Genomic DNA, 23,719 nt, shown 5'->3' on the forward strand with positions numbered 1-23,719 from the left:
AAGATGCAAAGATAGTAATAATTAAAATTCAGTATACCGTTGATTATTTATAAACTTCAAAATATTACAACTCAAAATCATTATTTTTATGATAATTAATTAAAAGCACTACCATTTTACTATACCCTTTAATTCCATCTACTTGTTTGTTGGCTTTTAAATAGTTATCGTAGAAAGTTTTAAAGTATTTTTCTGACCAATTATTATATGATTGCCAAAATGTTTGACTTTGTTGCATATCTTTTAAAATTCCTTTATTTATAAGTGGTTTCAGTACTTCAAAACTTGCTGGGTCTTTTCTATAGATTTCAGAAATACAATAACGCAATGCCATTAAATAACCAGAATATTTAAAGTATGCATTATTAGAATTTGTAGTTGCCAAGTAGCCTACAAAATTTGCTTCGCTTTCCGATGCAATTCCTATTTGATGTGCAGCTTCATGGCAAACAGTAGCTGCATAATTATTTTTTGGAATTAGTGAATTTACTTGTGCTTCATTTGTAATTGGATTTAAATAACCTCCAAAACCCATATAAGTTAAAGGCATACTAAAAAGCGAATGTTTAACTTTTGGATTGGTATATTTAAATTGCGGGTATTTTTTTTCTAACTGATTGTAAGCCAAACCAACATTAGATTTAATTTCTTTTTTTGATAATGGATTTTCAACAATTACGGTATCATTTTTTGTAATTGAAACTTGACTTTCATTCGTTTTGGTAATTAATTTTTTTGTAAAATCTATTAATTCTGTATTGGAATAATTACTTGTTTTAAAATTTAAAGAAGCATTAATAGGAAGTCGCACATAATTAAGTCCCCAATTGAAATGAAAAACAAAAAAGACTATTGAAATAATTCCAGTAATTTTAAAAAAAGTAGCTTTTAATGATAGATTTTTGTATTTTATAGCTTTATAAATCCCGCTTAAAATAAAAAGAATTATGGCAGCATAAAGTAAATCTCCAATAGAAAAAGGAATCCAACCGAACAATATTCTTAAAAATTGGGAAATAAAAACATACAGACCATTAGAATAGTAGGTTTCAATAATGTTTGGGAATTGTACAATTATTTTGATAAAGGCCCATTGCATTATCAATAGTATAGTAAGAATTTTATAACGTTTTTTAGAATCCATTTTGTAAAAATATGAAATAAATTTTGAGTAATTCAGTATGTAATAGTTATTAACAAAAATTACACTTGTTAACAAAAAATGTGTAAATTAAATCGAGTTTTATAGCACATATTAGTATTAAAAATATACATTTGTTTTCGTTAAAAAATTTCGTTTTTACACTTTAATAATTGCAATTTTCAACAAGAAATACATAAGTTTAATAGTATAAATCATAAATTATCCCTTGAAAAATTTACAACCAACACCCGCTAAAAAATTCAAAAAAAGTAATGTTATAAGTTTGGAGAAAGGAAAGTTGCCACCACAAGCGCTTGATTTAGAGGAGGCTGTGTTAGGAGCGATGATGATTGATAAAAAAGGTGTTGATGATGTAATTGATATTTTACATTCAGAAGTTTTTTACAAAGAAACACATCAACATATTTACGAAGCAATTTATACATTGTTTCAAAACTCTGAACCTACTGATTTATTAACCGTTTCAAATCAATTACGTAAAACAGGAAATTTAGAATTGGTTGGTGGTGATTTTTATTTAATTGGTTTAACTCAAAAAGTATCCTCATCTGCACATATAGAGTTTCACGCACGTATTATTCTTCAAAAATATATTCAACGAAAATTAATTTCAATTTCTGCTGAAATTATTCAAGAAGCTTACGATGAAACAGTTGATGTTTTTGATTTATTAGACGATGCGGAGACAAAACTTTTTGAAGTAACGCAAGGAAATCTTAAAAAAGGATCAGAAGATGCACAAGGACTTGTTACACAGGCAATAAAAAAGATTCAAGAAATATCTAATAAAAGTGGAATGAGTGGTGTAGCCACTGGTTTTAATCGTTTAGATGAGTTAACTTCTGGTTGGCAACCTTCAGATTTAGTTATTTTAGCTGCACGTCCTGGTATGGGAAAAACAGCTTTTGTAATGTCTATGGCAAAAAATATGGCGATAGATTTTGACACTCCGGTTGCTATATTTTCATTAGAGATGTCATCAGTTCAGTTAATAACACGTATGATTTCTAGTGAAACTGGAATTTCTTCAGGAAAATTAAGAAAAGGAAATTTAGAACCACACGAATGGGAGCAATTAAATGTAAAGGTTAAAAACTTATCTAAAGCACCTATTTTTATAGATGATACTCCATCATTATCTATTTTTGATTTACGTGCAAAAGCGCGTCGTTTAGCGTCCCAGCACGGTATTAAAATTATTGTAATTGATTATTTGCAGTTAATGACCGCAGGAAGTTCTTCAAACGGAAATAGAGAACAAGAAATTTCTACAATTTCTCGAAATTTAAAGGCATTAGCAAAAGAATTAGCCATTCCAGTAATTGCACTTTCGCAATTATCTCGTGCTGTTGAAACCCGTGGAGGAAGTAAAAGACCATTATTATCCGATTTACGTGAATCTGGTGCAATTGAGCAAGATGCCGATATTGTATCGTTTATTTTTAGACCTGAATATTACGGACTTACAGAGTGGGATGATGAAGAAAGAACACCTTGTGAAGGTCAAGCAGAATTTATTGTTGCCAAACACAGAAATGGTGGTTTGGAAAATATTCGCTTAAAATTTACAGGACACTTAGCACAATTTAGTAATTTAGACGAAGATTTTGGAAACGAATTCCATTCTAAAATGAATAGTGCAATTTCAGCAGGAAATATTCCAAACCCTGAAGATGCTTTTGGAGCACCTGATAATTTAGATGATGGAGATGTTCCATTTTAAAAAATAAATTAATTGAATTTTAGCTATAATTACATTCTTAAAAAAATATTAGTTGTTGTAACATTATTGTTTACAACCTTTAGTTACGCATCATTTATTTTAATTCCAATGGATGACGTTACACAAACCAATCATTTAAAAGCTTACGGAATTACTTTTTGGTCTTTAGAAAGAGGAAATACAGCCCAATGGTTGTTAAATTATGAAGGGGGCTCTTTTTTATTAGAAGATAATGAGGCAACCAGAAATGAATGTAAAATTAGAGGAGTAACATTTCAACTAATTTCAGATACACAAGCAGCAAGTATTTTACAAAAAATTAGCAGTCCGTCTAAAAATATGGAAGCGGTTATATTAGAAAAAGCACCAAAAATTGCTGTGTACTCTCCAAAAGATAAAATGCCATGGGATGATGCTGTAACAATGGTTTTAACATATGCTGAAATTCCTTTTGATGTTGTTTATGATGAAGATGTATTAAATGAAAAACTACTGTTATATGAGTGGCTACACCTACATCACGAAGATTTTACGGGTCAGTTTGGTAAATTTTATGGCTCTTACAAAACAGCACCTTGGTATATTGAACAAAAGAAATCAGCAGAAAATTTAGCTGCAAATTTAGGCTATTCAAAAGTTTCTGAAGCAAAATTAGCCGTAGCACTAAAAATTAGAGATTTTGTGATTGGTGGCGGATTTATGTTTGCAATGTGCTCTGCAACAGATAGTTTTGACATTGCATTGTCTGCCGAAGGTGTTGATATTTGTGAAACAATGTTTGATGGAGACTCTTCAGAAATTGACTATCAAAATAAAATAGATTACAACAAAACATTTGCCTTTAAAGATTTTACCTTGGTAAGAAATCCTATTGAATATGAATTTTCTTCAATAGATATGACTCGAAAACGGCAAAATATAAAGCGCACTGCTGATTATTTTTCATTAAAAGAATATTCGGCAAAATGGGATCCAATTCCAACTATGCTATGTCAAAACCATACACAATTAGTAAAAGGTTTTATGGGACAAACCACTTCTTTTGATAGAGATGCCGTAAAATCTAATGTGCTGGTTATGGGAGAAATAAAATTAAATAGAGAGGCGCGTTATATTCATGGTGTAAAAGGGAAGGGAATGTTTACTTTCTACGGAGGTCATGATCCAGAAGATTATCAGCATAGAGTAGGAGATCCGAAAACTGAATTAGATTTACATCCAAATTCACCGGGATACCGTTTAATACTAAACAATGTACTGTTTCCAGCTGCTAAAAAGAAAAAGCAAAAAACTTGATAAGACTTTAAAAGTTAAAAGGTTTAACGTTCCCAAGTCTTAAAGTTTCAAAATAACAAAATTTATAGCTTAAGGAGAAAAACTGTTAATAAAGCACTTAAAACTTTATTCGTAAAAGTTATTGCTTCATACTTCTAAAATAGTATTTTTGCTTTTTTAAACAAAAACATACAATGTCAACTACACAACAACTGCAAGATTTTGCACAACAAGTAAGAAGAGATATAGTTAGAATGGTACATGCCGTTAATTCTGGACATCCAGGAGGTTCTTTAGGCTGTAATGAATTTCTAACGGTTTTATATCAAGATACCATGAAATATTCAACCGATTTTACAATGGATGGTAAAAATGAAGATTTATTCTTTTTATCAAACGGACATATTTCTCCTTTATTTTATAGTGTTTTGGCAAGAAGTGGATTTTTTCCAGTTTCAGAATTAGCAACTTTTAGAAAGTTAAATACACGTTTACAAGGGCACCCAACCACACACGAAGGGCTGCCTGGTGTTAGGATTGCATCTGGGTCTTTAGGACAAGGTATGAGTGTTGCAATTGGTGCAGCTCAAGCAAAAAAATTAAATGGAGATACACGTTTAGTCTATTCATTGCATGGTGATGGTGAATTACAAGAAGGACAAAATTGGGAAGCAATTATGTATGCTGCAGGAAAGAATGTTGATAATTTAATTGCAACTGTAGATTATAATGGTCAGCAAATTGATGGTTCTACAGACCACGTTATGCCTATGGGGGATTTAAAAGCTAAGTTTGAGGCTTTTGGATGGATTGTTTTAGAAGTTGAAAATGGAAATAATATTGATGCTATTAAAAGTGGTTTAGGAGAAGCTAAAGCATTAACAGGTAATGGAAAACCAGTTTGTATTTTACTAAAAACAGTTATGGGAAATGGTGTTGATTTTATGATGCATACACACGCTTGGCACGGAAAAGCCCCAAATGATGCGCAATTAGAAGATGCGCTTTCTCAAAATCATGAAACTTTAGGAGATTATTAGAGATTAATGTTTATGCATTTAATTGTTTAAATGTGTAATTATTTTTTGATTGATATAAATAAAGGCTATTTAGAAGGTTTAAAACTTTATAAATAGCCTTTTCATTTTTTAAGATTTATTTATAAGTTTTAATACCGCTAATTGTAAGTTTCAATTTATATTTACAACTAATAGCAGGGTTAAAGTTTTTTAACCTAAATTTTTAATATTTTATTCATTAATATGAAAATAGGAATTGTTTGTTATCCAACATTTGGAGGAAGTGGAGTAGTAGCAACTGAATTAGGAATGGCTTTGGCTCAAAAAGGAAACCACGTTCATTTTATTACCTACAAACAACCCGTTAGGTTGGACTTTATTTCAAATGATATTCATTTTCATGAAGTTTTTGTTGAAGAATATCCGTTATTTCATTTTCAACCTTATGAATTAGCACTTTCCAGTAAAATTGTTGAAGTTGTAGAAATGTATAATTTAGAAATTTTACATGTACATTATGCAATTCCACATGCGTACGCTGCTTATATGGCAAAGCAAATGTTGAAAGAAAAGGGAATTGATATTAAGGTAGTTACAACTTTACACGGTACGGATATAACCTTGGTAGGTAGCCACCCTAACTACAAAACTGCTGTAGAATTTAGTATTAATAATTCTGATGTTGTTACTACAGTGTCTGAGAGTTTAAAAGGAGATACTTTAAGATTATTCAATATTAAAAAGGACATTCATGTAATTTATAATTTCATTGATTTTGAGAAATATCCAGAAATTACAGATGAAGAATGTCAGAGAAGTGGTATTGCGAAAGAAAATGAAAGAATAATTACACATATTAGTAATTTACGTCCTGTTAAAAGAGCTGCAGATGTAATTGATATCTTTTATAAAATTCAGAACAAAATTCCTTCAAAATTATTATTGGTTGGAGAAGGACCGGATAGAGAACAAATTGAAGGTCAGGCAAAAGATTTAGGAATTTTAGATAAAATACTTTTTTTAGGAAATAGTAATGAAGTAAATAAGTTATTATGCTACTCCGACTTGTTTTTATTACCATCTGAAACTGAAAGTTTTGGATTGGCAGCATTAGAAGCTATGGCGGCAAGAACACCAGTTATATCTACAAATTCTGGAGGGTTACCAGAGGTTAATATTCAAGGTGTTACAGGTTTCTTAAGCAACGTTGGAGATACCGATGATATGGCAAAAAATGGAATTTATATTTTAGAATCCGACGAAAGGTTACAACAGTTTAAACAAAATGCTTTAGCACAAGCAAAAAGATTTAGTTTACAAAATGTACTGCCAAGCTATAAAGAAATGTATAAAGAAGTATTGGTGGATTGTTGTTAGTCTTCTTATAAAACGGATTTTATGAATTACTCTGATGTATGAATAGAACATTTTTTAATGCACTCATCAATTTAATAAATTTTTCATAACCTTTATTTTCAATAACCATTACTCTTGTATTCAGAAAGTCATTACCTTCGTACTTTCTAATCTATTCATTAATAGTTGTAGGAGAAATTCCATAAAGTTTAACAAGTTGATATTTATGGTATTTTTCAGTGCTAAGTTCGGCTAAAATTTTTAATTTGGATGGTTCGCTGTAACGTCTGGTTACTCTGTCGTTTCTATACATAATGTTTAAAATTATGTAGCCTTATTTCAGGGCGGGTCAGGTTAGAAATTGAGAGGAGTCTGCTGTTGCTCTAAAAAATAAGCCCCTTAAAATGGAGCTTATGAAATATGATGTTTGTGTTTTAAGGTCTTGTACAACTACTGCCGTTGTTAGCCAAAGTTTTCATTATTTATAACATCTGTCGTAATTGCTTCTACACTCAATAGTTCCTGTATTAAACTATAAACTTCTACTAAATCCCATATTGGCTCCATTAGTTGTCTTATGGAGGTTAGCGTTATGTATTCCTCCTTATTCAACTGACCAATTAATTGAGGTAGCATGGGATGGTTTTTTAAAACTATGCGATGACCTCTTGCGAAAATCAAAGTTTTTTTGGTATCTGGTACATCTAAATGGATTGGAAATATTTCTTTGCCTTTAATCGAAAAATTTTCCATTTGAGGGATTAGAGCACGTTTTTTATTTGATTTTCTTCGAATACCTCCGTTACTTTTCAAACTTAGTATTTTTCTAGCTAACGTAATTTCCATCTTTTTCTGAATGGAATGTAAATCGAGCACATCATTCAATGCAGAATGAGGTGCATTCAATCTTATTGGTTTTTCATATTCAACATGTTTTATTAATACTTCTTCTGCTGTTTCCTTTATTAGTTCATTTTCGAATCGATCTTTCGGAGGATTGACATAATCCAATACAAAACTTAAAGAAAATTTTGGAGTGTTACCAATATGATATACATAATGTGGAATAACCATGGCATCACCGGGCTCTAATTCATAAGCCTTACCTTCTGCGAGCATTTCATAAATATTATGAAAAACTTCAGAATTATGTTCGATTGAGTTGTATTTTGGTTTATCCCATGTATAGAATTCTTTATTTTCTGGTCCTAAATGAAATAAGATTCCATCCTCTCCAGTAGATTCTTTATGAACGCCAAATGGGGTGAAACCATAGTTTCCCATAAAAAAAAGAAAAGATAAACCATCCAGAGGCAATCCTGCATTTTCTAACAAGGGACGAACAATAGTGGCCGCTTTTTCGGCAAAGGAATTACTGTATTCTTCCAAACCTATAAGAATTATACCAAACTTCTGGTCACCAAAAATTTGTTGAGACCAATCTTCAAAGGAATGCTCTAAACTGGGTGGATTAGCTACCATTTTTTCAATAAGATCATTTCGAAGTTCATTATTGATATAGGTTTTCAAACCAACGTGCAGGTCTTCCTTAGCCAAAAAGCCTCTCAAAACCTTAATTAACAACAACTTTATTTCGGCGATATCCTTCGTTGAAATTAATTGTTTTCCTTGCGCAGGTTTACTAAGATTATCAGAGTCATATAAAAGAGATTTCCAAGTACTCGAATTCATGATTTATTAGTTATTTGCTTGTTGTTAAAGTTGGCCAACGGTTTTATATAAATGGTCGTTTTAATGTCGTTTATATTTTGTTGTGTTTTCGTTTAATTCGGATAATTTTTGCAATAATTCATTAATCAATTGTTTGGCGAATGGTTCATTACTTCGTTTTAATTCTTCAATAATTCGTTTAATCGTCTCTGGAGAATCATTTTCTTCAGGCATTGGCTGGAAACTTTCCTCAGGAACTAATGAGAAAAATAAATGATCAGACCATTCGTTTCTCTTTCCGTCAATTACCAAATGAACACGATCAGATTCGCCCGAATTTTTAACAGAATGCACATAGTTTACATTTGTATACCAGCATTCTCCGGGTAACATTGTTAATTCACTGCCATCTAGAATAAATTGGACCTGTGAATTAGTGACAATTGGTATGTGTAAACGAAAATTCCCATCCTCATAGCCTAATTCGTGATCTCTATGCGGTTTAATTTTAGCACCAACTCCTAGTCGTAAAATACGAGCGGTTAGTATGGGACACTTAAAAGAGTCAATAACTTCTTTGAAATATTGACATTTTTTAAGTGTTGATGTTTCTCTAATTATTGAATTAGGTGTTGAAAGTGCGAATATATTAGATTCTTCCCCGTTAGGAGCATACAATGAAATGACTTTCCAATCTCCAATATAACCAGCAGTGTTAAAATGCGAAATCCAATTTCCCTCAAGAATTAATGATAAGTCATGAACCAGTTTTTCTTTGTTAAACTGAAAAGGAAGCTTTAAATAAGTAGTATTCTTTTGCATTAATAATCTTAAGATCTATAGGTATTATTTTTAATGAACGGGTTTTTATAAGATTTGTGCGACTGGAAAATCGGAGATTTTTCGGACGTAGCAAATCGTTTGTTGAATGTTTGTCGGTTCGTTATTTAGTTTAAATGTAAGCATAAATTTTATGAGGTGTTGGCATATGTTTTTTCTCAGTCAATATTCTATTTAATCATTATTATCAAAATATATAAAAAAGGAGCAAGGCTTATGAAAATCCAAAAATAATTCTCTGTAAGCTCAAATCTGGAATAATTCGAAATTGCTCCGATATTTTGCCAATAATCATAGAACTCAATAATATTCGAATAATCAAAAGTGAATTTTTTCTGTTTTGAGTTAATTCTAAAAATGATTTTTTTAATTTATCCATTTCTCATTATTCTTGATTTTTCATTTATTTTAAAATAATTCCAAAAAGAAATTTAGTAAAATAATTCCTAAAGTTAATTCGATTATTCCCCAAAATAAATTATGCCATTTGTCAAAATTTTCACCAAATATCCATTTTGAAATATATGTAGTCGAAGGTAATTCAAAATGAATTGTCTTTTTATTTTTATAAACTGCATAAAGAGAATATAATCCGTGTAAAATCAGATAAATACTTATTAAAATTTCAATCGTTTTCATTTAAATCTTAGGTTCAATTTGTTTATTCTATTTTTTTTCGGAAATATATGCCAACTGGTTATATCATTTAATTTATAAGTGTTTATACCTATATATTTCCGGATAAACGCAGGTTTTATAAATTTTATTAGTTTGTTTGTATGGTTTGAAATGCAATTTTTTTAATGATTGTCTAAATTAATTAATTATCAGCAAATAGACATCCTTTTTTTATAATTTTTGTTTTAGAATAAACAAAAAAGCTTCGTAAATCTTGAATCTTAAAAATTAACTTTCTCTTTTATAACTTTTGAAATTAATGCAAGCAATTTTTGTTTATTAACAGGTTTTGAAATAAATGCATTACATCCAGCGTCTTTAGCCCTTTGTTTATAATTTTCTTGTGTAAATGCAGATTGAGCAATAATTATTACATCTTTATTAAATTTCCTAATTTCTTCCGTTGCTTCAAAACCATTCAGTTGCGGCATTTTAATATCCATAAAAATTAAATCTATGACTTTAGTACGTTTGGCAAGTTCAACCGCAGTAAGACCATCTTTAGCTCTATATAAGTTTGCTATAATATCTTCTAATACACTTTCTAAATAAACAAACGAAATTTCATCATCTTCAGCAATAAGTATATTGTATTTTTCTAGAATAGATTGTTCAGGAATTACTTTTTGTGTTGTTTTATTTAATAATTGTTGACTGTTAATATTGTTTGGAATACGCACATAAAATGTTGAACCCTCATTTGGTTCCGACTCTAATGTTATATGTCCTTTTAATAAATGAACATATCCTTTACAAATTGATAACCCGAGCCCTGAACCTTCAAAACCACTGGTGTGTGAAAAATCAGCTTGCACAAATTGCTCAAAAATTGTGGCTTGCTTGTCTTGCGAAATCCCAATTCCTGTGTCTTTTATCCAAAATTCTGCATAATTATTGTGCAATGCGTAGCTAACTTCAATACCACCTTTCTTAGTAAACTTTAATGCATTTTTAATTAAATTTGTAAGTATCGAGTTAAGTTTATACTCATCGGTATAAAATGGTTGATAGATGGTTGAATCCGTTTCTTTAAAAACAAAACTCAACCCCTTTAAAGCGGCTTCAGGATGAAAGAAATTATAAAGTTCGTTTAAAATATTTTTAATAGTAACCTCTTTAATAATAGGTTTTTCTATGCCAGACTCTAGTTTAGAAACTTCAATAATATTATTTATTGTATCTAACATTCTATGACCACTTTGCTGAATAATAGAAATAAACTTAGCGTGTTTTTCCGAAGAATAATCAGTATTCTTTAACAATTCGGCAAAACCTAAAATACCATTCATAGGTGTTCTAATTTCATGACTCATATTGGCTAAAAAGGCAGTTTTAATTTTGTCGCTTTCTTCGGCTTTATTCTTTTGCTCCTCAAGTTCTTCCATTATTTGAGAATTTAAAGCCAATTGCTTTCTAAGGTCTTCAGTTTTAGATCGAACTCTATTTTGTAAAACCCTATTTACTACAACCAGTAAAATAATTACCAGTAAAATAAGACCACTAATTAATACTATGTATTTAAAATAGATGCGCCAATTGTTACTGTTTTTATCATATTCAGCTAATGAATTATCAAATATCTTTTGATATTCTCCATTGGCTAAGATTACTTCTAGTCCATTGTTTAAAATTGCTGCTAACGCTGTGTCTTCTTTTGAAACTTTAAACCCCATAGAGCGTTCTAAAATTCTATGATCTAGAGGCTCTACATAATCTTTGTTTAATTTTTCCGCATAATACATAGAACATATGCGCTGACCAAATAAACCTGAAACATCTTCTCTGTCTATAGCATTTATAAAATCGGTATAATTAGTTATAAATAAAAATTTAGCCGATGGATTAATAGATTTTATATAGTGTATAAGTACATCATGCTCCCACATAACAATAAGCGGTTCTTTTAAAGTACGTATATATTCCAGTGAAAATTTATTATGAAATTTTGAATTGTATAAAAAACAATGCGAGGTGTTTATAGCAGATCGTGTATAAATAAAATTAGGATCAAAACTTCCAGGAAAGTGAATACCTCCAATGGCATCTATCTTATTACTATTAAGGGCATCATTAATAACATTCCATTCACCTGAAGTAATTTGAATATCAGTTTTATAAATATCTTTTATGGCATTTAAAATATCCACATTAAAACCAACAAGCTCTCCTTTGTCATTTAAATAATTATAAGGAGGGTAATTATTGCTGAACATTATTTCATATTGCGCGTGTAACTTATCTGTTGTCAAAATGATAAGTAAGAGTAGGACGAAAGAAAAACTTCTCATGTAAGGCTTGTTTTCGCAAAATTAAAAATTATTTTATCATTAAAAGTAAAAAGTATTCAATTTTAATTTAAAAAAGAATTTTACACACTTTTAACCATTCTATATAAGTTTAAAATCTTTAAAATCACCGCTTATATTAGAAAATACTGTTTATAAAATAGTTATTAGTTATACTTTAATATTTTTTTTTGGAACCGTTTTAATTTATTTTTTTTAGCTACAAATAGTTAAATAGCCTCACTAAAAATATCACCAATTAAGGTCTTATAAATCTTGCAGTATAAATGTTGTTGTTTTGTATAATAAGTTTTGTCAAACACTTAATAAATCCTGTTAAAGTGAAAGGAGTTTACATTTATTGTATAAATAAACTAGAATTCTTTTTAAGAAATAGTAGAATTAAATTAAGAGGTTATAAAATAGGTCTTTTTATAATTTTATAAATATAGAAAATAAATAGATTAATTTTAAAGAATAACAACTAATAAAAAATAATTGTATACCTATACGATACCGAATTACGAAAAGAAGCAATACCATTGCAAATAACAAAGCACCACAGCATATTATGCAAGTTGTAAGTACTGGTGTTGTAAACTTAGATCAAATTAGTTATCAAATTAGTAAGGAATGTACATTAAGTAAAGTTGATGTTAAAATGGTGTTATATGCCTTAGGTGAAAAATCACAATTTCATTTAGAAGGTGAAAAAATACCATTTAAATTTTCAGCCTTCGGTAGTATTAAAACGATGGCTTAAAAAAGGAATTAAAACCTATAAAGAGGGCAGTAGAAGTGCCTAAATTAATAATTTTCTGAAAGGTGTTCATATTTATTTGGAAGTTCATTTTTTGAAATACTTTTTACAGCAATATCTAACAGACTTTCTATATGCAATAAATCTTTTTTAGAAACATGCGTGTAAATCATAGTTGTTTCAGGTTTAGCATGTCCTAATAATTCTTGAATATAACGTAAATCTATACCGTTTTCTAATAAATGTGTTGCATAGCTGTGGCGCAAGGTATGTGGTGTTACTCTTTTTTTTATTCCAGCAGCTTTACTCGATTTATGCAAAAAAGACCTTACACTTGTTGCGCTATATTTTTGATAAGGTTTTCCTTCAATAAAATATTTTTTTGGCTGGTAACTAGCCATATAATTTAGCATTAAAGGAATAAAACTTTTTACCAAAATAATAACTCTATCTTTTCTTTCTTTACTGTTTTTTACAATAATTTGTCTCCGGTCAATATCTATGTGCTCTATTTCTAAATGCAACAATTCGCTAATTCGTAAGCCAGCTGAATAAATCATTGCCAAGGCAGCTCTATGTTTTAAATTTCTGGTAATGCGAAGTAAATCTATCACTTCTTCTTTAGACAAAACTACAGGTAATATGTTACTTTTTCTAGGGCGCTCTAACTTTAACTCATCTATTGCACATTCTGGATAAAATCCTTTAAATAATTTAACAGCACTAATAAATTACCTGTAAGTACTAATACTATACTTTCTAGGTACAAAAACGGTTTCAATAAATTGTTCAACAGTTCTATTTGTTATTGATGAAATTGGTATATCTTGTACATAATCAAAAAAATCGGCAATAAATGTAAAATTGGTTTTTATAGTACTCTCACTATAACATTTACCTTGTAAATATTTTACATACATTCTAATAAGTACTTTATTTTTTTCAGAAATAGTACGTTTTTTTCTAATAGGCTTAACATGATGTTTCTTATATATGGAAGCATCTAATTTGAAATTTGCCTCATGTTGTAATGTATTTTTTAAAATGCTAATATTGTCTGAAGTAAATTCTATATACCAGCCTTTTAGGGTTTTGCTTCAAAAGTAACCAAGATCGCTAAGAATGGTCTTTATTTTATAATTATAGCTAAAAAGTAATACTAATTGTAGCTTATTTCTATGAGATACTTTTTTTACTAAAATAGAAGGTTTTGTTTTTTTTTTAAGCATAGCAACTAAAAAATACAATTTTTTATACAATTGTAATCAATTTAAATAAATAAAGTATGGCTATTTACTTGCTAAGAAAGAAATTAAATATTTAAAATTTCAGAAATACCATACTGTAATTAATACATTTATTATCTTTGATAAAAATTAATTGAATATTCTTTTTAAATACTATGCAATTACTAAATAATAAGAAGGCCTATAAAAACCAAGCAAAAATACTTATAGCTGTTGATTGCATTATTTTTGGTTTTGACTCTGAAGAGCTTAAGCTGTTACTTTTTAAAAGAAAAGTAGCACCCTTAAAAGGTTCTTGGTCACTAATAGGTGCTTTTGTAGATGAAAATTTAAGTTTAAATAATGCTGCTAAACAAGTAGTTTCTAACTTAACAGGTCTTAACAATATATTTTTAGAAGAATTACAAACCTATAGCGATGTTGATCGAGATCCAGGTGAACGTGTAATTTCTGTTGCACATTACAGTTTAATTAGAATCAACGATTTTGATTTAGATAGTGTCGAAAAATATGATGCGCGTTGGTTTAAAATAGATGAAATTCCAGAACTAATTATAGATCATAAACAAATGGTAGACGATGCTATTTTAAAGATTAGAAAAAAAGCTAGATACCAACCAATTGGTTTTGAGTTGCTTCCTGAAAAATTCACCATACCACATTTACAAATTTTATACGAATGTATTTATCAAAAAAAATTAGATGATCGTAATTTTAGAAAAAAAATACTTTCTTTTAATATTTTAACTAAAACGGACGAAAAGGATAAATCTGGTTCTAAAAAAGGTGCATTTTTGTACAAGTTTAATAAAGAAAAGTTTACTAGTTTTATTTCTAAGGGATATAATTTTGAACTTTAATGAAACATTTTTATCAAGTATTTAACAAAAAATAATTTTTTGTGAATTTTTACACAAATGCGCTTTTGTTTTATAAACTTATTTATATATTTGTCTTTCAATAAAAAAAATGAATAATACACAAACTCATTATCATCATTTACATACTTGCAATCAAGCGAGCTGAAGATGTATTGAGTAAATTATAAATATATTTTAAACCCGTTTGATAAATTCAAGCGGGTTTTTTATTGAGCTCATTTTAATTTATCAAACACAAGAAATCTAAAAATGAATAAAATTAAAATCGCAATTCAAAAATCAGGGAGATTAAATGAAGACTCTCTAAAATTATTAAAAGATTGTGGAATTTCTATAGACAATGGAAAGGACCAATTAAAAGCTGCTGCAAGTAATTTTCCAATGGAAGTTTTATACTTAAGAAATGGTGATATTCCGCAATATTTAAGAGATGGAGTAGTAGATATTGCCATTATTGGAGAAAATGTATTAATTGAAAAGGGAGAAGATATTAATATTGCGGAACGTTTAGGGTTTTCTAAATGTAGAGTGTCTATAGCAGTTCCAAAAGATGTTGCATACACAAGCATTCAAGATTTAGATGGAATGCGCATTGCAACTTCATACCCAAATACAGTGCGTAATTATTTTAAAAAATTTAATATAAATCCAGACATTCACCTTATTAATGGTTCGGTTGAAATTGCACCAAATATTGGGTTGGCAGATGCTATTTGCGATATTGTTTCAAGTGGAAGTACCTTATTTAAAAACAATTTAAAAGAAGTAGAAAAAATGTTAACAAGTGAAGCTGTTTTAGCGGTTTCACCAACAATTTCTTCAGAAAATCAACAAATATTAAATAAGTTACAATTTAGAATTCAGGCTGCTTTAAAAGGTAGAAAATCTAAATATATTTTAATGAATGCGCCAAATAATAAAGTAGCAAGTATTATTAAATTGTTACCTGGTATGCGAAGCCCAACAGTATTGCCTTTGGCTGAAGAAGGATGGAGTTCTATTCACACAGTAGTAGAAAAAGATTCTTTTTGGGAAGTTGTAGACGCATTAAAAGCAAACGGAGCAGAAGGATTGTTAGTAGTTCCTATTGAAAAAATGGTACTTTAAAAACATTGTCATTCCTTTGCGGTCACTGAGCGGAATCGAAGTGTAGGCAGGAATCTCATAACTAAAAAACGACATACAGAATGAATACAATTATAAATCCTCCAAAAACCGATTGGTTAAAAATTTTACAAAGACCAACACAAACTGTTGAAGCAATTGAGGAAACTGTAAACGCTATTTTCGATGATGTAAAACTAAATGGTAACGATGCCGTTAAACGTTATACGTCTATTTTTGATGGTGTAGCATTAAACGATTTATTTGTTTCTAATGAAGAAGTAATTGAAGCTGAAAAATTGGTTTCTAACGATTTAAAAGCTGCAATTCAGCTTTCAAAGGAAAATATTTTTAAGTTTCATAACGCACAAAAAACTAAAAAAGTTTTAATTGAAACTACAGAAGGTGTTGCCTGTTGGCAAGAAAAAAGGTCAATTCAAAAAGTTGGATTGTACATTCCTGGAGGAACTGCTCCCTTGTTTTCATCGGTGTTAATGTTAGCAATTCCTGCCAAAATAGCGGGTTGTAGAGAAATTATATTAGCTACACCACCCAATAAAAAAGGAAAAATTAATCCAGCTATAATTTATGCAGCACAGCAATGTGGTGTAACTAAAATTATAAAAGTTGGTGGTATACAAGCCATTGCCGGGTTGACTTTTGGTACAGAAACGATCCCTAAAGTTTATAAAATATTTGGACCAGGAAATCAATATGTAACCGTTGCAAAACAATTGGCAACTAAATATGGTGTAGCTATTGATATGCCTGCAGGTCCGAGTGAATTGTTAGTAGTGGCAGATGAAACTGCAGATGCAAGTTTTGTTGCTTCAGATTTATTAAGTCAGGCAGAACACGGAACAGATAGTCAGGTTATTTTAGTTGCCAATTCTATGCAAATCTTAAATGAAGTAGCTGTAGAAATTGAAAAACAAATAGAAAATTTATCAAGAAAGAAAATTGCATCAAAAGCAATAGAAAATTCAAAGTTAATTTATGTTGAAACTAAAGAAATTGCACTTGAATTAATTAACGAGTATGGCCCTGAACATTTTATTGTTTGTACGAATGATAACGATTTTTATGTTTCAGGAATTGAAAATGCAGGTTCTGTTTTTATCGGAAATTACACACCAGAAAGTGCAGGTGATTATGCTTCTGGGACAAATCATACATTACCAACAAATGGTTATACAAAAGCATATTCGGGTGTAAATTTAGATTCGTTTTTAAAAGCTATCTCGTTTCAAAAAATATCTAAAAAAGGAATTAAAAATATTGGAAGTGCTATTGAAATTTTAGCAGAAGCAGAGGGGCTAGATGCTCATAAAAATGCAGTAACTTTAAGGTTGAAGAGTTTAGAGTAACAAGCAGCATTGTCATTCCTGCGTAGGCAGGAATCTATTTTACAATGTATAGATTTCTGTTTTCACAGGAATGATAAAAGTAAAAAATAAGAGATTGCCACAGCAATGAAAAATTTGCTTCGCAATGACAAAAATAAACAGCACAAAAATGAACATAACTAAACTAGTTAGAGAAAATATAAAATCTTTAAAACCTTATTCTTCAGCGAGAGACGAATTTAAAGAGTTTACAAGTGAAATGGTATTTTTGGATGCTAACGAAAATCCGTTTGATAATGGTGTAAATCGCTATCCAGATCCGCAACAAATTACTGTTAAAGATACTTTGTCTAAATTAAAAGGAGTTTCAGTACCTCAAATTTTATTAGGTAATGGAAGCGACGAAGTGTTAGATTTAATTTTTAGAGCTTTTTGTGAACCAAAACAAGACAATATTATAACTTTGCCACCAACATACGGAATGTATAAAGTATTGGCAAATATTAATAATATTGAAGAAAGAGAAGTATTGTTAACCGAAAATTTTGAACCATCAGTTGAGCAGATTTTAAAAGTTGCAGATACACGTTCTAAAATACTGTTTTTATGCTCTCCAAACAATCCAACAGGAAATTCTTTCTCAACTAATACGGTAGAAGAACTTTTAACAAAGTTTAAAGGATTGGTAGTTATAGACGAAGCTTATATAGATTTTTCTGTTGAAAAAAGTTGGCTTTCAAAATTAGATGAGTTTCCTAATTTAATTGTAGCGCAAACCTTATCAAAAGCATACGGAATGGCAGGTATTAGATTGGGAATTTGTTATGCTTCTTCAGAAATTATTGCAATTTTAAATAAAATAAAACCACCTTATAACATTAACGAATTAACACAGAAAAAAGCATTAAAAAAATTATTGAATAAAAATAAGGTGCAACACGAAATTCAAAAAATTATAGAACAACGCACAAAGTTGATTGAAAAGTTAGGATCAATTTCATTTATAGAGAAAATTTATCCAACAGATGCTAATTTTGTGCTCATAAAAGTAGATAATGCAATAAAAAGATACAGCCAGTTGATTGATAAAGGAATTGTGATTAGAAATAGAACAACTCAACCTTTATGTGAAAATACATTACGATTAACAGTTGGAACAAAAAGTGAAAATAAGAAATTAATTGAAGCGCTAAAAGATATTTAAAATGAAGAAAAAAGTATTATTTATAGATCGTGATGGAACTATGATAAAAGAACCTGCTGATGAACAAATTGATGCGTTTGATAAATTAATTTTTTATCCGAAAGTATTTACATATTTAGGTAAAATAGCTAAAGAATTAGATTTTGAATTGGCTATGATTACCAATCAAGATGGTTTAGGAACGGATATTTACCCAGAAGAAACTTTTTGGCCAGTACATAATTTTATTATAGAATCCTTTAAAAATGAAGGTGTTGTGTTTAGTGATGTATTTATTGATAAAACATTTCCTCACGAAAATGCAGACACGAGAAAACCTAAAACAGGATTACTTACTAAATACTTTTCAGAAGATTATGATTTGGAAAACTCTTTTGTAATTGGAGACAGGTTAACCGATATAGAACTCGCAAAAAACTTAGGAGCCAAAGGCATTTTTATCAACGATAATACAAATTTAGGAACTGATGAAATTTCAGTAAAAAGAAGTGAATTAGATACTTTTATAGGTATAGAAAGTAACGATTGGGAGCAAATCTATGAGTTTTTAAAACTTGAAAATAGAACTGCTGAATTGACTAGAAATACCAATGAGACTAAAATTTACATCAAACTAAATTTAGACGGGACTGGAAAAAGTAAGATTTCAACAGGAATTGCTTTTTTTGATCATATGTTAGATCAAATTGCACGTCACGGAAATATGGATGTAACAATTCAAGTAAAAGGCGATTTAGAAGTGGACGAGCACCATACAATAGAAGATACAATGATTGCTTTAGGTGAAGTTTTCGCCAAAGCTTTAGGTAATAAATTAGGAATAGAACGTTATGGTTTTTGTTTACCAATGGACGATTGTTTAGCGCAAGTTGCCATTGATTTTGGGGGAAGAAACTGGTTGGTTTGGGATGTAGAATTTAAACGTGAAATGATTGGTAAAATGCCAACAGAAATGTTTTATCATTTGTTTAAATCGTTTACAGACGGCGCACGTTGTAACTTAAATATTAAAGCAGAAGGCCAAAATGAACATCATAAAATTGAAGGTATTTTTAAAGCATTCGCAAAAGCAATAAAAGCTGCTGTAAAAAGAGATTCAGAAAAAATGATTTTACCAAGTACCAAAGGAATGCTTTAATCAATTGATAATTAACAATAAAAAATGTTATTGCGAAGTTTTTAAAAACTGTAGCAATCTCATACTTAGAATAAAAACTTAAATGAGGATAGTAATTATAAATTACGGAGCAGGAAACATTCAATCTATAAAATTTGCCATTCAACGTTTAGGTTTTGAAGCAGTTTTATCAGATAACGAAGCTGAAATTAGAAATGCCGATAAAGTTATTTTTCCAGGTGTTGGAGAGGCGAGTAGTGCCATGGAAAAATTACGAGCTACAGGTTTAGATAAAGTAATTCCAACATTAACACAACCTGTTTTAGGCATTTGTTTGGGAATGCAATTAATGTGTAACCACTGTGAAGAAGGGAATACACAAGGGCTCAATATTTTTGATGTAGATGTTGTTAAATTTGATGGTAGTGAAAAAGTGCCACAAATAGGGTGGAACCAGATTGAGAGTTTAAAATCTGATTTGTTTAAAGGTATTTCAGAAAGTGAATATATGTATTTGGTGCATAGTTTTTATGTGCCATTAACTAATGAAGCCATTGCAACCACCAATTATGGAATTAAATATGCATCGGCATTGCAAGAAAAAAACTTTTATGGAGTACAATTCCATCCAGAGAAAAGTAGTAAAGCAGGAGCACAAATATTACAAAATTTTTTGGAATTGTAGATTCTTAATGTCATTCCTGTGAAAACAGGAATCCATACAATGTAAAAAATAGATTCCTGCCTGCGTAGGAAAGGCAAAAATATATAAAATAGAAGTCAAGGATTAAACAATAAAAAAATGAGAATCATCCCAGCAATAGATATTATAAGCGGTAAATGTGTACGTTTATCAAAAGGAGATTATGCAACTGAAAAGGTATATAACGAACATCCACTTGAAGTAGCAAAAATGTTTGAAAACCACGGGATAAAACATTTACATTTAGTAGATTTGGACGGTGCAAAAGCAAGCCATATTGTAAATTACAAGGTATTGGAAACCATTGCTTCAAAAACAAATTTAGCTATTGATTTTGGTGGTGGGTTAAAATCGGATGAAGATTTGAAAATTGCTTTTGAATCTGGTGCAAATCAGATTACCGGCGGAAGTATTGCCGTTAAAAACCCTGAAATATTTAAAAACTGGTTGCAAAATTACGGAGCAGATAAAATTATTTTGGGAGCTGATGCTAACAACGAAAAAGTTGCTGTTGGTGGTTGGTTAGAAGAATCAGATAAAGAATTAATTCCTTTTATACAAAGCTATGTAAAAGAAGGTGTTAGTTATGTTATTTGTACAGATATTTCAAAAGATGGAATGTTACAAGGACCTTCTTTTGATTTGTATCAAAAAATACTAAATACAACTAAAAATATTAAGTTAATTGCTTCTGGAGGAATTTCAACTTTTGATGAATTACCACGTTTAGTAGAAATGGGATGTGAAGGAACTATTGTTGGTAAAGCCATTTACGAACATAAGATTAGTATGAAGCAGTTAGAGAATTTTATTTTAAATAATTAATTGTCATTACGAGGAGTGAAACGACGTGGTAATCTGTTTTTTTAGATAGAGATTGCTTCATTTAATTCGCAATGAAGAAATAGAAGAAAATGTTAACAAAAAGAATAATACCCTGTTTAGATATTAAAGACGGAAGAACTGTAAAAGGTGTAAATTTTGTAGATTTAAGAGATGCTGGAGATCCTGTAGAATTAGCTGAAATTTACGCCAATGAAGGTGCAGATGAACTTGTTTTTTTGGATATTACTGCTACCGAGCAAAAAAGAAAAACATTGGTTGAATTGGTAATGCATGTTGCAGAAAAAGTTAATATTCCGTTTACAGTTGGTGGTGGAATCTCTTCTGTTGAAGATGTTGAAATTTTATTAAATTCTGGAGCTGATAAGGTTTCTATAAATTCTTCAGCAGTAAAAAATCCGCAATTGATAAACGATTTAGCAGCTAAATTTGGAAGCCAATGTGTTGTAGTTGCCATTGATGCAAAACAAATAAATGGAGAATGGATGGTGCATTTAGTAGGAGGGAAAGTGCCTACTGATATAAAATTATTTGATTGGGCAAAGGAAGTAGCGCAGCGTGGTGCAGGTGAAATATTATTCACATCAATGGATCATGATGGTACAAAAAACGGTTTTGCTAATGAAGCGTTAGCCCATTTAAGTGCTTTGGTAAATATTCCTATAATTGCTTCAGGTGGAGCAGGTACTATACAACATTTTATTGATACTTTTGCAAAAGGAAAAGCCGATGCTGCTTTGGCCGCAAGTGTTTTTCATTTTAAAGAAATAGAAATCATAAATTTAAAGAACAAATTAAAAAATAATAATATAGCCGTTCGATTATAGTATAGTATAGTTCTGAGTAAGATAGGAATGAATTTAATTATAGAAATTAGTATAGTACAATTACTTTATGCCAAAAGACAACACATATAAAGATGCTTTAACACATCCAATATTTAAGTATATAGCACAAGCTTCAGAAAATTTACAAGTAAAAACGTTTGTAATTGGCGGTTTTGTGCGTGATTATTTTTTAAAAAGAGGTACTCCAAAAGACATTGATATTGTTGCAGTAGGCAGCGGAATTGAATTAGCGCAAGAAGTAGCACAATTATTACCAAATAAACCTAAAGTTCAGGTTTTTAAAACCTACGGAACCGCAATGTTGCGTTATAACGATATTGAAATAGAATTTGTTGGTGCAAGAAAGGAATCTTATAACGAAGCAAGCAGAAATCCTGTTGTTGAAGATGGAACTTTAGAAGACGACCAAAATAGGAGAGATTTTACAATAAATGCATTGGCTTTAAGTTTAAACACATCAGATTTCGGAACATTATTAGATCCTTTTAATGGATTGCAAGATTTAGAAGATAAGGTAATTAAAACGCCATTAAATCCTGATATAACATATTCTGATGACCCTTTACGTATGATGCGAGCAATTCGTTTTGCGTCTCAATTAAACTTTACAATTGAAAAGGAATCTTTAAATGCAATTACGAAGAACGCAACACGATTGGATATAATTACTAGAGAACGTATTATTGACGAATTTAATAAAATAATGCTTTCAAAAGTGCCTTCTGTGGGGTTATTATTGTTGCATAAAACCAATTTGTTACAACGTTTTTTACCAGAACTTACCGACTTACAAGGGGTAGATGAAGTTGAAGGACAAAAACATAAAGATAATTTTTACCATACCTTAGAAGTGGTTGATAACATTGCAGAAAACACTAACGATTTATGGTTGCGTTGGGCAGCATTATTGCACGACATTGGCAAAGCACCAACTAAAAAGTTTGATAAAAATGTGGGTTGGACTTTTCATTCACATGAGTTTGTGGGTTCTAAAATGGTATATAAATTATTTAAACGTCTAAAAATGCCGCTGAATACTAAAATGAAATTTGTTCAGAAAATGGTATTTTTAAGTTCTAGACCTATTGTTTTAGCAACAGATGTAACTGATGCTGCGGTAAGACGTTTGGTTTTTGATACAGGTGACGATATTGATAGTTTAATGACACTTTGTGAAGCAGATATAACAACAAAAAATCCTCTTAAATTTAGGCGTTACCATAATAATTTTAAAATGGTACGTGAAAAAATTAAAGAAGTTGAAGCACGAGATCACGTACGTAATTTTCAACCACCAATTTCTGGGGAATTAATTATGGAAACCTTTAACCTAAAGCCTTGCAGAGAAATTGGTCAGATTAAAGATGCGATAAAAGAAGCTATTTTAGATGGTAAAATTGCAAATGATTATAATGAAGCGTATGCTTTTATGTTAAAAAGAGCTGAAAAATTAGGACTTAAGGTTAGTGACTAATAAAACAGTTATATTTTCATTTAAAATTCCTAAAAATTCGTTTACAGAAGAAAAATTAACATCACCTTTGTAGGTATGTTTTAACGCACTTGCTGCACTAGCAAATTCCATAGATTTTACATCATAATAATGTTGTAAACCATAGATTAATCCTGCTGTAAAAGTAATACCTGTTTCAAT

General features: G+C 30.0%; 23 protein-coding genes. 14 read left to right on the forward strand and 9 right to left on the reverse strand.

Annotation, left to right across the window (positions count from 1 at the left end):
• Positions 1–64: 64 nt before the first annotated feature.
• Positions 65–1,144: a DUF3810 domain-containing protein gene (locus IEW75_RS08955; RefSeq protein WP_134246808.1), complete on the reverse strand. Its 1,080-nt coding sequence runs from the start codon at positions 1,142–1,144 to the stop codon at positions 65–67.
• A 226-nt stretch (positions 1,145–1,370) separates the two neighbouring features.
• On the opposite strand from IEW75_RS08955, the gene dnaB reads away from it, so the two are divergent.
• The 4 genes from dnaB to bshA all read left to right on the forward strand — a co-directional run bounded on the left by dnaB (position 1,371) and on the right by bshA (position 6,559).
• On the forward strand, positions 1,371–2,888 hold the full coding sequence (gene dnaB, locus IEW75_RS08960; protein ID WP_134246807.1) for a replicative DNA helicase: 1,518 nt from the start codon (positions 1,371–1,373) through the stop codon (positions 2,886–2,888).
• Between the two features lie 33 nt (positions 2,889–2,921).
• Positions 2,922–4,184 carry an asparagine synthetase B gene (locus IEW75_RS08965; RefSeq protein WP_134247195.1) on the forward strand — a complete coding sequence of 421 codons (1,263 nt, stop codon included), beginning with the start codon at positions 2,922–2,924 and terminating at the stop codon, positions 4,182–4,184.
• Between the two features lie 173 nt (positions 4,185–4,357).
• A complete protein-coding gene (locus IEW75_RS08970) occupies positions 4,358–5,203 on the forward strand; it encodes a transketolase (protein ID WP_134246806.1) in 846 nt (281 codons plus the stop codon).
• A 222-nt stretch (positions 5,204–5,425) separates the two neighbouring features.
• The gene (gene bshA, locus IEW75_RS08975) at positions 5,426–6,559 is read left to right on the forward strand and encodes an N-acetyl-alpha-D-glucosaminyl L-malate synthase BshA (RefSeq protein WP_134246805.1); all 1,134 of its coding nucleotides are present in this window, start codon (positions 5,426–5,428) and stop codon (positions 6,557–6,559) included.
• 151 nt (positions 6,560–6,710) lie between these two features.
• Here bshA and IEW75_RS08980 read toward each other — a convergent pair whose 3' ends face one another.
• The 5 genes from IEW75_RS08980 to IEW75_RS09000 all read right to left on the reverse strand — a co-directional run bounded on the left by IEW75_RS08980 (position 6,711) and on the right by IEW75_RS09000 (position 11,976).
• Complete coding sequence (locus tag IEW75_RS08980) at positions 6,711–6,851, reverse strand: hypothetical protein (protein ID WP_188704024.1); 141 nt, start codon at positions 6,849–6,851, stop codon at positions 6,711–6,713.
• Positions 6,852–7,000: 149 nt separating this feature from the next.
• Positions 7,001–8,230 carry an RNA methylase gene (locus IEW75_RS08985; RefSeq protein WP_134246804.1) on the reverse strand — a complete coding sequence of 410 codons (1,230 nt, stop codon included), beginning with the start codon at positions 8,228–8,230 and terminating at the stop codon, positions 7,001–7,003.
• Between the two features lie 60 nt (positions 8,231–8,290).
• Positions 8,291–9,031 (reverse strand): aspartyl/asparaginyl beta-hydroxylase domain-containing protein, encoded by a 741-nt coding sequence (locus IEW75_RS08990; RefSeq protein WP_134246803.1) that lies wholly within the window; start codon positions 9,029–9,031, stop codon positions 8,291–8,293.
• Between the two features lie 426 nt (positions 9,032–9,457).
• Positions 9,458–9,688: a hypothetical protein gene (locus tag IEW75_RS08995; protein WP_134246802.1), complete on the reverse strand. Its 231-nt coding sequence runs from the start codon at positions 9,686–9,688 to the stop codon at positions 9,458–9,460.
• Between the two features lie 260 nt (positions 9,689–9,948).
• Positions 9,949–11,976 (reverse strand): ATP-binding protein, encoded by a 2,028-nt coding sequence (locus IEW75_RS09000; RefSeq protein WP_158283762.1) that lies wholly within the window; start codon positions 11,974–11,976, stop codon positions 9,949–9,951.
• A gap of 604 nt (positions 11,977–12,580) precedes the next feature.
• Here IEW75_RS09000 and IEW75_RS15785 point away from each other — a divergent pair.
• On the forward strand, positions 12,581–12,775 hold the full coding sequence (locus tag IEW75_RS15785; RefSeq protein ID WP_229714434.1) for an HU family DNA-binding protein: 195 nt from the start codon (positions 12,581–12,583) through the stop codon (positions 12,773–12,775).
• A 44-nt stretch (positions 12,776–12,819) separates the two neighbouring features.
• Here IEW75_RS15785 and IEW75_RS15790 read toward each other — a convergent pair whose 3' ends face one another.
• Both IEW75_RS15790 and IEW75_RS15795 read right to left on the reverse strand, forming a co-directional pair.
• Positions 12,820–13,401, reverse strand: a complete 582-nt coding sequence (locus IEW75_RS15790; RefSeq protein WP_279345157.1) for a tyrosine-type recombinase/integrase — start codon at positions 13,399–13,401, stop codon at positions 12,820–12,822.
• A 102-nt stretch (positions 13,402–13,503) separates the two neighbouring features.
• Positions 13,504–13,692: a phage integrase N-terminal SAM-like domain-containing protein gene (locus tag IEW75_RS15795; RefSeq protein WP_134246799.1), complete on the reverse strand. Its 189-nt coding sequence runs from the start codon at positions 13,690–13,692 to the stop codon at positions 13,504–13,506.
• 482 nt (positions 13,693–14,174) lie between these two features.
• Here IEW75_RS15795 and IEW75_RS09015 point away from each other — a divergent pair, with 482 nt between their 5' ends.
• From IEW75_RS09015 to IEW75_RS09055, 9 genes are all read left to right on the forward strand, one after another.
• On the forward strand, positions 14,175–14,879 hold the full coding sequence (locus tag IEW75_RS09015) for an NUDIX hydrolase (protein ID WP_134246798.1): 705 nt from the start codon (positions 14,175–14,177) through the stop codon (positions 14,877–14,879).
• A gap of 270 nt (positions 14,880–15,149) precedes the next feature.
• On the forward strand, positions 15,150–16,007 hold the full coding sequence (gene hisG, locus IEW75_RS09020; RefSeq protein ID WP_134246797.1) for an ATP phosphoribosyltransferase: 858 nt from the start codon (positions 15,150–15,152) through the stop codon (positions 16,005–16,007).
• Positions 16,008–16,087: 80 nt separating this feature from the next.
• On the forward strand, positions 16,088–17,371 hold the full coding sequence (gene hisD, locus IEW75_RS09025) for a histidinol dehydrogenase (RefSeq protein ID WP_134246796.1): 1,284 nt from the start codon (positions 16,088–16,090) through the stop codon (positions 17,369–17,371).
• Positions 17,372–17,519: 148 nt separating this feature from the next.
• Positions 17,520–18,554, forward strand: a complete 1,035-nt coding sequence (gene hisC / locus IEW75_RS09030) for a histidinol-phosphate transaminase (RefSeq protein ID WP_134246795.1) — start codon at positions 17,520–17,522, stop codon at positions 18,552–18,554.
• Position 18,555: 1 nt separating this feature from the next.
• Positions 18,556–19,692, forward strand: coding sequence for a bifunctional histidinol-phosphatase/imidazoleglycerol-phosphate dehydratase HisB (gene hisB / locus IEW75_RS09035; protein ID WP_134246794.1), 1,137 nt, complete (start codon positions 18,556–18,558; stop codon positions 19,690–19,692).
• Positions 19,693–19,774: 82 nt separating this feature from the next.
• Positions 19,775–20,356 carry an imidazole glycerol phosphate synthase subunit HisH gene (gene hisH / locus IEW75_RS09040; protein WP_134246793.1) on the forward strand — a complete coding sequence of 194 codons (582 nt, stop codon included), beginning with the start codon at positions 19,775–19,777 and terminating at the stop codon, positions 20,354–20,356.
• A gap of 117 nt (positions 20,357–20,473) precedes the next feature.
• On the forward strand, positions 20,474–21,199 hold the full coding sequence (hisA, locus tag IEW75_RS09045; RefSeq protein ID WP_134246792.1) for a 1-(5-phosphoribosyl)-5-[(5-phosphoribosylamino)methylideneamino]imidazole-4-carboxamide isomerase: 726 nt from the start codon (positions 20,474–20,476) through the stop codon (positions 21,197–21,199).
• Between the two features lie 89 nt (positions 21,200–21,288).
• Positions 21,289–22,044 carry an imidazole glycerol phosphate synthase subunit HisF gene (hisF, locus tag IEW75_RS09050; protein WP_134246791.1) on the forward strand — a complete coding sequence of 252 codons (756 nt, stop codon included), beginning with the start codon at positions 21,289–21,291 and terminating at the stop codon, positions 22,042–22,044.
• A gap of 67 nt (positions 22,045–22,111) precedes the next feature.
• On the forward strand, positions 22,112–23,539 hold the full coding sequence (locus IEW75_RS09055; protein ID WP_134246790.1) for a CCA tRNA nucleotidyltransferase: 1,428 nt from the start codon (positions 22,112–22,114) through the stop codon (positions 23,537–23,539).
• Here IEW75_RS09055 and IEW75_RS15895 read toward each other — a convergent pair.
• Entirely contained in the window at positions 23,516–23,650 is a 135-nt protein-coding gene (locus IEW75_RS15895) for a hypothetical protein (protein WP_262711407.1), read from the reverse strand. The two genes, IEW75_RS09055 and IEW75_RS15895, sit on opposite strands and share 24 nt — an antisense overlap.
• Positions 23,651–23,719 lie beyond the last annotated feature (69 nt).

The organism is Lutibacter litoralis (assembly GCF_014646675.1).
GTDB classification, from domain to species: Bacteria; Bacteroidota; Bacteroidia; order Flavobacteriales; family Flavobacteriaceae; genus Lutibacter; species Lutibacter litoralis.